The sequence below is a fragment of the Mesorhizobium sp. M0060 genome, assembly GCF_040323155.1.
GTDB lineage: Bacteria > Pseudomonadota > Alphaproteobacteria > Rhizobiales > Rhizobiaceae > Mesorhizobium.
Genome location: NZ_JAMYUP010000058.1, coordinates 25014 through 34810 on the forward strand (window position 1 = coordinate 25014; position 9797 = coordinate 34810).

Annotated in this window: 11 protein-coding genes; 3 read left to right on the forward strand and 8 right to left on the reverse strand. The window is 62.7% G+C overall.

Features of this window, described 5'->3' with window-relative positions:
• Positions 1-24: 24 nt before the first annotated feature.
• Both uvrC and NKJ94_RS30865 read right to left on the reverse strand, forming a co-directional pair.
• Positions 25-2103 carry an excinuclease ABC subunit UvrC gene (gene uvrC, locus NKJ94_RS30860; protein WP_352530719.1) on the reverse strand — a complete coding sequence of 693 codons (2079 nt, stop codon included), beginning with the start codon at positions 2101-2103 and terminating at the stop codon, positions 25-27.
• Positions 2100-2876 carry an SDR family oxidoreductase gene (locus NKJ94_RS30865; RefSeq protein WP_352530721.1) on the reverse strand — a complete coding sequence of 259 codons (777 nt, stop codon included), beginning with the start codon at positions 2874-2876 and terminating at the stop codon, positions 2100-2102. Before NKJ94_RS30865 ends, uvrC begins: the two co-directional genes overlap by 4 nt.
• 422 nt (positions 2877-3298) lie before the next feature.
• Between NKJ94_RS30865 and NKJ94_RS30870 the strand changes: the two genes are divergently transcribed.
• On the forward strand, positions 3299-3949 hold the full coding sequence (locus NKJ94_RS30870; protein ID WP_292662341.1) for an outer membrane protein: 651 nt from the start codon (positions 3299-3301) through the stop codon (positions 3947-3949).
• A gap of 80 nt (positions 3950-4029) precedes the next feature.
• On the opposite strand, the gene NKJ94_RS30875 is transcribed toward NKJ94_RS30870, so the two are convergent.
• A complete protein-coding gene (locus tag NKJ94_RS30875) occupies positions 4030-4626 on the reverse strand; it encodes a glutathione S-transferase family protein (RefSeq protein ID WP_352530723.1) in 597 nt (198 codons plus the stop codon).
• 491 nt (positions 4627-5117) lie between these two features.
• Positions 5118-5351 carry a hypothetical protein gene (locus NKJ94_RS30880; RefSeq protein ID WP_352530725.1) on the reverse strand — a complete coding sequence of 78 codons (234 nt, stop codon included), beginning with the start codon at positions 5349-5351 and terminating at the stop codon, positions 5118-5120.
• On the opposite strand from NKJ94_RS30880, the gene NKJ94_RS30885 reads away from it, so the two are divergent.
• Complete coding sequence (locus NKJ94_RS30885) at positions 5329-5580, forward strand: hypothetical protein (protein WP_352530727.1); 252 nt, start codon at positions 5329-5331, stop codon at positions 5578-5580. The genes NKJ94_RS30880 and NKJ94_RS30885 overlap by 23 nt on opposite strands.
• A 454-nt stretch (positions 5581-6034) precedes the next feature.
• Here the strand turns inward: NKJ94_RS30885 and NKJ94_RS30890 are convergent, their stop codons facing one another.
• Positions 6035-6565, reverse strand: coding sequence for a DinB family protein (locus NKJ94_RS30890; protein ID WP_352530729.1), 531 nt, complete (start codon positions 6563-6565; stop codon positions 6035-6037).
• A 94-nt stretch (positions 6566-6659) separates the two neighbouring features.
• Between NKJ94_RS30890 and NKJ94_RS30895 the strand changes: the two genes are divergently transcribed.
• Positions 6660-7262, forward strand: a complete 603-nt coding sequence (locus NKJ94_RS30895) for a TetR/AcrR family transcriptional regulator (protein WP_352530734.1) — start codon at positions 6660-6662, stop codon at positions 7260-7262.
• A 152-nt stretch (positions 7263-7414) separates the two neighbouring features.
• On the opposite strand, the gene NKJ94_RS30900 is transcribed toward NKJ94_RS30895, so the two are convergent.
• From NKJ94_RS30900 to NKJ94_RS30910, 3 genes are all read right to left on the reverse strand, one after another.
• Positions 7415-8167, reverse strand: a complete 753-nt coding sequence (locus NKJ94_RS30900) for a sulfite exporter TauE/SafE family protein (RefSeq protein ID WP_352530730.1) — start codon at positions 8165-8167, stop codon at positions 7415-7417.
• Positions 8168-8292: 125 nt separating this feature from the next.
• Positions 8293-8745: a hypothetical protein gene (locus NKJ94_RS30905; protein ID WP_352530732.1), complete on the reverse strand. Its 453-nt coding sequence runs from the start codon at positions 8743-8745 to the stop codon at positions 8293-8295.
• Positions 8746-8868: 123 nt separating this feature from the next.
• Positions 8869-9717 carry a 23S rRNA (adenine(2030)-N(6))-methyltransferase RlmJ gene (locus NKJ94_RS30910; protein WP_352530736.1) on the reverse strand — a complete coding sequence of 283 codons (849 nt, stop codon included), beginning with the start codon at positions 9715-9717 and terminating at the stop codon, positions 8869-8871.
• Positions 9718-9797: the final 80 nt, after the last annotated feature.

Genomic DNA, 9797 nt, shown 5'->3' on the forward strand with positions numbered 1-9797 from the left:
CAGCCGAAATATCGGCAATAGGTCTTAGCTCTCGTGAAAATGATTGTAGACCAGTTTCGCCACCTGCTCTGAAATGCCGTCGACCTTGACCAGGTCCTCGACGGCGGCGCGGCTGACCGCCTTGGCCGTGCCGAAATGCATCAGCAGCGCGCGCTTGCGGCCGGGGCCGATGCCGCTGATCTCGTCGAGCGGGCTCTTGACCATCTCCTTCTTGCGGCGGGCGCGGTGCGAACCGATGGCGAAGCGATGGACCTCGTCGCGCAGCCGCTGGACGAAATAGAGCACCGGATCGCGCACGGGCAGCGAGAACGAGTCCCTGCCCTTGACGAAGAAGCGTTCGCGGCCGGCGTCACGGTCCTGACCCTTGGCGATGCCAATGGCGACGACTCGGTCCTGGATGCCGAGATCGGAGAGGATCTTGCGCACCGCCGTCATCTGGCCTTGGCCGCCATCGATGAGAATGACGTCGGGCCAGGCCGGGAAGCCGCCCGCGTCCTCGATATCGTCGCCTGATTCAGTTGGCTTCGCTTCGTCCGTGCCCTCGGTTTGCGGCGCATCGCCATGTTCCTTCAACAGCCGCGAGAAGCGCCGCTGCATCACCTCGCGCATCATGCCGAAATCGTCACCCGGCGTGATCTCGGTCGAGCGGATGTTGAACTTTCGATACTGGTTCTTCACAAAACCTTCCGGCCCGGCGACGACCATGGCGCCGACGGCGTTGGTGCCCATGATGTGCGAATTGTCGTAGACCTCGATGCGCACCGGCGGCTTTTCCAGGCCGAAGGTCTCGGCAAAGCCGATGAGCAGCCGCGCCTGGGTCGAGGTCTCGGCGAGCCGCCGGCCGAGCGCTTCGCGCGCGTTCTGCAGCGCGTTGTCGGTCAAATCCTTCTTCTCGCCGCGCTGCGGCACCGAGATCGATACCTTGCGGCCGGCGCGGGTGGAGAGAGCCTCCGCCAGCAATTCCTGGTCCTCAACGCCATGCGACAACAGGATGGCGCGCGGCGTCGGCTTGTCGTCGTAGAACTGCGCCAGGAACGAACCCAGCACCTCGCCGGCTTCGAGCGCCGGATCGGCCTTGGGAAAATAGGCGCGGTTGCCCCAGTTCTGGCCGGTGCGGAAGAAGAACACCTGGATGCAGACCTGGCCGCCCTCCTGATGGATGGCGAAGACATCGGCCTCGTCGATGGTCTGCGGATTGATACCTTGATGGCTCTGCACATGCGACAGCGCCGCCAGCCGGTCGCGATAGATGGCGGCGCGTTCGAAATCGAGGTTTTCCGACGCCTGCTGCATGGCAGCGGAGATCTCCGTCTTCACCTTCTGGCTGCGGCCGGAGAGAAAGTCCTTCGCCTCGGTGACGAGCCTGGCATAGTCGCCATGCGAGATTTCGCCGGTGCACGGGCCGGCACAACGCTTGATCTGGAACAAAAGGCAAGGCCGGGTGCGGTTCTCGTAGAAGGAGTTGGTGCAGCTCCTGAGCAGGAAGGCGCGCTGCAGCGAATTGATGGTGCGGCCGACGGCGCCGGCCGAGGCGAAGGGGCCGAAATAGTCGCCCTTGCGCGAGCGCGCGCCGCGGTGCTTGTAGATACCGGGCGAGACATGGTCGCCGGTCAACAGGATATAGGGGAACGACTTGTCGTCGCGCATCAGCACGTTGAACCGCGGCCGCAAGCGCTTGATGAGGTTGGCTTCAAGCAGCAGCGCTTCGATCTCGGTGCGGGTGACGACGAACTCCATCGTCGACGTCTCGCGCACCATGCGGCCGATGCGGCTGGTGTGGAACCGGCCTTGCGCGTAGCTGGTGACCCGCTTCTTCAGGCTGCGTGCCTTGCCGACATAGAGCACGTCGCCGGCGGCATTCATCATGCGGTAGACGCCGGGCGCATTGGGCAGTCGCTTGACCAGCGTCTGGATCACCTCGGCGCCGACCATGCCGTCGGCATCGCCGGCATGCGGCGTCCAGTCGATGGCGGTGAAGGTGACGTCCGGACCACCGGCTGCAGGCTCGACGACCTCCTCGGCCGCCTCGTCCTCGAGGTCGACGTCAGGCGGCAGGTCGTCGGCGCCGCCGCGCGTTTTTTGCTTCTGGTCCATGGGGCTCATTCCGTCATGCCTGTCACATCGGGCGTCTGCCATGCAAGATGCTGGCCGCCGTCAAGCGCGATCATCTGGCCGGTGACCGAGCGCGCCGCCCAGAGATAACGGATAGTGGCACCGAATTCCGGCAATTCCGGGCCGCGTTTCAGGATCAGGCCTGCAATCTGCGCATCGAAATCGCTGTCGTGCTGACGAGTGTTCTTTAACGTCGGGCCAGGACCGATGGCGTTGACGCGGATGCGGGGACCCAGCGCCTGCGCCATCATCTCGGTCGCTGCCCACAAGGTCGACTTCGACAGCGCATAGGAGAAATAACGCGGCGTCGGCCGCCAGACGCGCTGATCGATCATGTTGACGATCAGGCCTTCGCCGCCCTGCGGCAAGGCCCGGGCGAAAGTCTGCGCCAACAGCGCCGGCGCCTTGACATGCACGGCGAAATGGCGATCCCAGGCCGGCCAGTCGAAATCCTCAACGCTGTCGTGCTCGAACAGCGAGGCGTTGTTGATCAGCAGCGACACTGGCCCGAGCGCCGCCGCCGCGCGGCCGACAAGGTCGCCGACGGCGTCCATGTCGGTCAGGTCGGCGGCAACCACAGCGGCCCGGCCATTTCGACCAAAATGACCACCATTGATTTTGGCCGCCAGCGCCTCCGCCTCGGCCAGCGAGCGATTGCAATGGATGGCGACGGCAAAACCATGCGCGGCAAGATCCTCGACGATGGCCCTGCCGATCCGCTTCGCCCCGCCCGTCACCAGTGCCGTCGCGGCGACCTTGCTCATCCGTCAATCCTCAATCTAATCGCGATTCCGATCTGCCGGCATCGTGCCGACAAAATATGGCCCGCCAAGCGTTAAATCCCGTTTCCACCTGGGGCAGGATTGTGGCAAAGCGGCCTCATCGACGTCCTGTTCGATCGGATTCGGGCCCGGCCCAACCGCAATATAGGGCGCTGAACGCCTTGCACCAAGCTGGGTGCAGTGCAGCACGGCGAACCTGCTGACATCTCGCTGTTGCGAAGATGCAACGTCAAGGTTCTGCCTCATTCGTGCCGGAGAATGACCCAAGTTCAGGTTCGCTTCAGCCGCATTTCGACACGACATTTGGAACCGTTGAACGCCGGATCCGTTTCACCCCCCCGGACGGGTTGAGGGCGCTCATGAAAAAACAAGCCTGTGTCCTGTGGCTTAAGGAGTAAAGAACAATGCAAGCCAATCTTAAATTTGCGCGACCGCTCGCGGTGGCGTTTGGGCTGTTCGCCCTCGGCGGAACCGCCTATGCCGCGGACGTGGTTCAGGAAGAGCCGCCGGCACCTGCCCCGATCGCCGAACTTCCGGTCGCATCCTGGGCCGGTCCCTATGCCGGTGTGAGCGTCGGCTACGGCTTCGCGGGCCATGCCAAAGCCAAAGACATTGGTGTCGACGTCGACACCAAGGGTTTTGTCGGCGGCGTCTTCGGCGGCTATAACTGGCAGCAGGAGAACTTCGTTTACGGTGCCGAAGCCGATATCGGCTATAACGGCGTCAAGGGCGACGATGCCGGCATCGAGGCCAAGGGTGGCTTCGAAGGCTCGCTGCGCGCTCGCCTCGGCTACGCCGTCACCCCGGACATCCTGCTCTACGGCACCGCCGGTGGCGCGCTGAAGAACCAGAAGATAGAAGCCGCCGGCGTCAGCGACACCAACACCCAGTTTGGCTGGACAGCCGGCGTGGGTACCGACATCAAGATCACCGACAATGTGTTCGGCCGTGTCGAGTATCGTTACACAGACTTCGGCAGGAAGGACTTCGATGGTATCGGCAAGGTCAAGTCGACCGACAACCGCGTCACGTTCGGCGTTGGTATGAAGTTCTGAGTCGTCCAAGCCACGACACGAAAAAAGCCGGGCCTCGCGCCCGGCTTTTTTTGTGGGTACCGGTTGAGACCGCCTGCTGATCAAGCCGGGATGCCGGGCTTCAGCTCCGGGAATTTCTCGTCGAAGCGTGCCGCCCAGCGCGTCAGCCGGCCGCGGCCCTTTTCCCATTTTCCGGCGAAGCGCAGCGAGAGATAGCCGAGGCAGGCGCGCAGCGCGATCTGGCCGACGGTGATCTTCTTCGGCAGCTTCGGCGGGTTGGCGTTGAACAGGTCGAGCGCGGCCGAGATCTTCGTCCACTGGCGCTCGAGCCAGGGCTGGTAAACCATCTCTTCCGGCCGCGTGCGCCGCTCATAGACCATCGACAGCGCGCAGTCGCAAATGCCGTCGGCCAAAGCCTCCAGAACCTCCGCCTCGAGGCGCTTGTCGGGATTGCGCGGAAATAATGCGTTCTTCGACATCCGGTTGAGATGCTGGGTGATGGCTCGGCTGTCGTGGACCGAGCGGCCGTCGTCGAGCACCAGCACCGGGATCTTGCCGAGCGGATTGGCGCCGATCAGCTCGGCCGGCCTTTCCTCGGTCCTTATCGGCACGAGATCGACCGCAATGCCGGCATAAAGTGCTGCCATGCGCACCTTGGAACTGTAGGGAGAAGTAGACGCGTAGAGCAGTCTTGGCATTGTTGATTCCTGTTTGCCGGCTACAGCTCCGCACGCCCTGTTGGACGCGCAAAGGACGCGGTAGCATTCTGACTTCGCGCATGACCCTCACCGAAACGCGATTCCGATTGGGGCTCGTGCGCGGGCACTGTTGACCGATCATGCTGGCTTCATCAACGGCCAGAGGCGGAAAACCGCGCCGCCAGCGTGCAGCGATTGCCTCGACACATCAATCTCGATGCGATGAGCCGCAGTGCTGCGGCAGACGCGAGCAGGTCGGACAATCCAAATCCGATCAGCTACCAACTCGGCCTTGCACCGAAGGTTGGTCTTTGGCAGCCACGGAAGTCCCACCGGACTTCGCCGCATGGCGAAGTCCTGGAGCTGCGAAAAGACGTCTTCCTCCCGCCTCTTTCTCGTCCTGTCCGACCGCCAACCCGCAAGCGAGGCGCCTGTCCGGCATCCCGCTCTGGCTGTCTTGCGTACTGTCCCCGGCGATCGGAGAACCGCGACTACTTCTTGGCCTTCGCCTTTGCGGGCGCTGCCTTCGGCTTGGCCGCGGGCGCTGCTTTCTTCACTGCTGCAGAAGATTTCGCAGCGGCGGCCTTTGCAGGTGCTGCCTTCTTCGCGGCGGGTTTCGCGGCGGCCTTTGCAGCCGGCTTCTTGGCCGGTGCCGCCTTCTTTGCCGGTGCAGCCTTGGCCTTCGCCGGTGCAGCCTTGGCCTTGGCCGGTGCTGCTTTCTTCACGGCCGGTTTTGCCGCGGCCTTGGCGACCGGCTTTTTGGCCGGCGCTGCTTTTGCCTTAGGCGCGGCGGCCTTCGCTTTGGCAGCGGGTGCTGCTTTCTTCACAGCAGTTGCGGCCTTTGCCGCCGCTGCTTTTACTGGTGCTTTTTTTGCCGGTGACTTGGATGCCGGCGCTTTGGATGACTGTTTAGCCATATCATGCCCCTTCCGTTGTGCCGACGGCCGTTATTGACCCGGCGCGCAATGCATATCTGACTCGCGGCTTGCTAGCCAGCGAAGCATTAGAATGATTTTGCAGCTTAAGTTTTGGTTACGGCGAGCGCGCGACCATCTTGCCGACGCAAAATCGGCTGCGAATCTTCGTCTCCCGCAACGAAGTTCTGCGACCGAAATTCTGCTCGCTCTATCTCGACCGGTCTTCTCGTCAAGCTCAGGACTTTTCGAGCGGCTTTGCGCTTCAACGTCCAACGCCTGCCGCGAAGATTATCAAGGTCGAAGGCGTCGCTCGGCTCGTCTTGTCCAGCGCGATGAACTACAGGAAAGGTGAAAGCAACGACGCGAGCGTGCCGGCGTACCATCTTGCACGACGCAATAAAAGTAAGCTGATAGCTCGCATTTCGGAAAGACAGGATCTCACTCGATAGATCCGGTCGAGCCGACCTCGCGAATCGAAAGCCTTCGGCCGGTCAGGCGCCGAGCGGCTCGCGCTGCATCTGCAGCCGGCGTGAAGGCTCGGCCCGGTGGAGATGGACGGCGAAGGTATCCCATGGCGGCATGACGGAAACCTGCGCCAGGATACGCCCTGCTTCACCGCGATGATAGCCGCCGTGCAATACAACGTGGGTCAGCATTTCCTGTCGCGACATCAATGCCTTATCCCCATCGGTGAACACGAACGCGACGGGCTCCGAGAGCTGTCGCGACGAAACGGTTTGGAGATAGTCGAGATACCAGCGATCGGTCGTCGCAACCGCGGCGCGAAGTTCGCCGAGCGCCGGCGTGTCCTCTGTATTATCAGCGGAGTAGCCATGATTTGCACCAACCAGGTGCGCCGAGAATATCCGCGACACCACATGGCTGTGATCGACGAGCCGCATTGCGGCCTGCCGTTCCTTGCCGTGAACGCGTGGGTCGAGACTCGCGAGTTTTTCCAGCAGTTCGTCATTGGCCCAGGCCTGATAGGTAAACAGGCTGCGAAGCAGGGCGAGCGCACTCATGGTCGGTGTCCTTTTGTGGAAATGCGAGTATGTTGTTTATATTTTCAGGAGAATGGGCGGTGTGTCTACTCGCATTGCAAAACCGCATCCGCGCATGCGCAAGCAGCCGCGCCAGGCGCGTTCGAGAGCGACCGTTGAGGCGATTATCGAGGCGGGGGCTCATGTTCTGAGCGGGCTGGGCTGGACCGGCTTCACCACCAACAAGGTGGCCGAGACGGCAGGCGTGAGCATCGGCACCTTCTACCAGTATTTCCCCGACAAGCTTTCCCTGCTCGAAGCCATCCGGCGCCGCCACTTCGATCATGTGCTGTCGGTCATTCACGATTCGGCGGAAGATCAAAAGCCGCTCAGGAAATTCGCGCAGGAGCTGGTGCGCGGCATGATCGCGGCGCACGGCATCCACCCGACGCTACACCAGGTGCTGCTCGACGAGGCGCCGGGCGATCGCGGCTCCAGGGCCGCCCATGCTTCGTTCCAGACACAATATCTGAACCACTACGCGACCGCCGTCGCCGCCTATCGCAAGCCAAGGAAAGGCGCCGACACGGAGACCGTGGCGCGCGTGCTGTCATCGGCGATCGAGGGGGTGATCCATAACGCGGCACGCCGGAACATGCTCGCCGCGCCGGAGCTGCAAAAGCAACTCGTCGAACTGATCTGCGCCTACCTATCCGGCGCGGGCCGCATCGGTCGATAGCGCAGGGCACGACTGTGCAGGTGCCGGCTATAGGCGACACCAAGCGGACGGCGCGACTTTCACGACCATGTCGTGTTGCCGCCACCTCAATTGCAATGCCGCGGCATTGGCAAACGACTTGCGGCGGAAGTCGGGAATTTCTTACGTCAGATTCAAACCCGGCTCATGAGGTGCGGTAAGGCCGATGCCAACAATGCTGCACCTGATGCGGCCAAGAGTGTGAGGACGATCTTTCGAAACGTTGCTTCGCTAATGCCGATATAGAATCTCGCGCCAAGGAGTGTTGGTATCAACATGGCCGGCGCGACGATGGCGAACATCGGCAGCATTTCGAGCTTGATCTTTCCGGCCGCAAGATAGGCAGCCATCGTCATGGAGAGGGTCACCAGGTTGAAATTCTGGATAACAATGCGCTGCCTGTCCTTTTCCCATTGGCGCAGCACGCACCACAGCGTTGGAACCGGGCCGGTGAAGCCGCCAAGTCCACCCATGATGCCGCCAACCAGACCTATTGCACCGTCTGCAACAGGACCCCCGACCGTGATGGGAGGGAGGCGACGGGCAAAGAGCATCAAGGGACACCAAACGACCAGCAGCGCTCCGAAGACCAACTTGAACAACTGCACATCCAGTAAGGGCAGGATGGCGACACCGACCGGAACCCCGATGGTCCCCCCGATCAGGAATGGCAGCAGAAGCTTGAGGTCGAAGCCCCGGCGGACGGTGACGGCGGCGATGATCTGGCCGGTGAGCGCTCCAAAGACCGCCATGGCAGCAGCAAGCTGGGGCTCGACGGTCCAAACCCAAAACGACATGGCAACCAGGCTGAAAGCGAACCCGGACAGGCCCTGGACGAAGCCTGCAACGACCGCCCCAATTGCAACAATGTAAACAAGCGAGTCCATGCAGTGCTGTTTCCCCGCAAACTCGTGACAGCAGATCGCGTTTCCCGCGAATGCCGCGCCGCGTGGAAACGGTGACGGTCGATCAAGTGGCCGGTGCTAAAAAGTCGGAGTCAGCCGGTGCGCAATTAACGCAGGACGCGGCAGCGGCTGTTATAGACCATCCAGCGGTCGAAGCCCGAGACGCAGAATTCGACATTGTCGCCGATCGAGGCAAAACCCTGGCCTTCCTCGATCAAGTACCAGATGGTACGGGCGCGGCCATCGGAGAGGCTGACGGTGGCGCCGCAATAGCGGCGGCCAATCGGCCAGGTGTCGTCGGCCGGCAAATAGCGATGCTGGTGGATGCGCTGGAAATCGACGATCTGCACATCGGGCAGATGCGGCACGTGATGCACCTGATAGGAGAAGCGGTCGGTGATCTTGTTCAGCACCCAGGCCTCGCCGCAGACGCCACTGTCCTCGTCGGTATAGATTGCGAGGTCGGCCGCCTGCACCGCCTGGGTAACGCCAAGAGGTGCGGCCAGCGGCGTGCAAAAGGCGAGCAGTGCGGCAAGGGCGGATTGGGCGAAGCGAGTCATGGCAGCCTCTCAAGGTCGACTGTGCGCACTGTGCGGATTCGCTGACGCGCGGTCAAGCGGTTGTAGCGACGGCGGTTGGAGTGACGCGGTTTCGCCGATGGAACGGCAAGGCCGCACCTCAAACTACTCTCCCGCCAGCCGGTCCAGCATCCAGCGGGATGGCTGCTCGACCGCGAGCAGCCTGTGCAAGGCCGGCAGCAGCGTCCGTAACTCGCCCTCCAGAGTGAAGGGCGGATTGACCACAACCATGCCGCAGCCGTCGAGGCTTGGCTCGGCCGAGGCCGGCCTGATCTCAAAGCCGATGTCGAGCAGCTTCGGAACGCCTGTCCGCTTCAGAGCCGCGCGGAAGGCGGCGACCGCCTTGCGGTCCTTGAGCGGATACCACAGCGCGTAAATCCCGCCTGGCCAGCGCCGGTGGGCTCTTTGCAGCCCGTCGACGAGGCGGTCGAACTCGCCCTCTTCCTCGAAAGGCGGATCGACGAGCACGAGGCCGCGCTTCTCCTTTGGCGGCAGATGCGCGCCGAGCGCCAGCCAGCCGTCGAGCTCGATCACCCGGGTCTGGAAATCGCCTTCGAATAGCGCCTTCAACCTGACGACATCCTTGGGGTGCAGCTCGACCGCCGAAAGCCGATCCTGCTTGCGCATCAGGTGCCGGGCGACCAGCGGCGAACCCGGGTATTTTTTCACGCCACCCTCCGGATTGAGCGAACGGACGGCTTCAAGGTACGGCGCCAGCAGTGCTGCCGTCGGCGCATCGAGGGCCGCATCGACCAGCCGGCCGATGCCGCCTTGCCACTCGCCGGTCTTTTGCGCTTCGATCGAGGACAGATCGTAGCGGCTGATGCCGGCATGGGTGTCGATGACGCGAAACGCCTTGTCCTTCTGCTTCAGATATTCGATCAGCCGGCTGAGCACGACGTGCTTGACGACGTCGGCGAAATTTCCGGCATGATAGGCGTGGCGGTAGTTCAATTGGAGCCCCTGCCCCAGCGCGGCGGCGGCTGCGAGTTCGGATTTTCCGGCCGGCGGCCGCCGAAACGGAATGCCAGTAC

What these genes read in the sequence shown, in the direction of transcription:
- uvrC (WP_352530719.1), bottom strand. Translation starts at nt 2,103, where the DNA reads ATGAGCCCCATGGACCAGAAGCAAAAAACGCGCGGCGGCGCCGACGAC.
- NKJ94_RS30865 (WP_352530721.1), bottom strand. Translation starts at nt 2,876, where the DNA reads ATGAGCAAGGTCGCCGCGACGGCACTGGTGACGGGCGGGGCGAAGCGG.
- NKJ94_RS30870 (WP_292662341.1), top strand. Translation starts at nt 3,299, where the DNA reads ATGCAAGCCAATCTTAAATTTGCGCGACCGCTCGCGGTGGCGTTTGGG.
- NKJ94_RS30875 (WP_352530723.1), bottom strand. Translation starts at nt 4,626, where the DNA reads ATGCCAAGACTGCTCTACGCGTCTACTTCTCCCTACAGTTCCAAGGTG.
- NKJ94_RS30890 (WP_352530729.1), bottom strand. Translation starts at nt 6,565, where the DNA reads ATGAGTGCGCTCGCCCTGCTTCGCAGCCTGTTTACCTATCAGGCCTGG.
- NKJ94_RS30895 (WP_352530734.1), top strand. Translation starts at nt 6,660, where the DNA reads ATGCGCAAGCAGCCGCGCCAGGCGCGTTCGAGAGCGACCGTTGAGGCG.
- NKJ94_RS30900 (WP_352530730.1), bottom strand. Translation starts at nt 8,167, where the DNA reads ATGGACTCGCTTGTTTACATTGTTGCAATTGGGGCGGTCGTTGCAGGC.
- NKJ94_RS30905 (WP_352530732.1), bottom strand. Translation starts at nt 8,745, where the DNA reads ATGACTCGCTTCGCCCAATCCGCCCTTGCCGCACTGCTCGCCTTTTGC.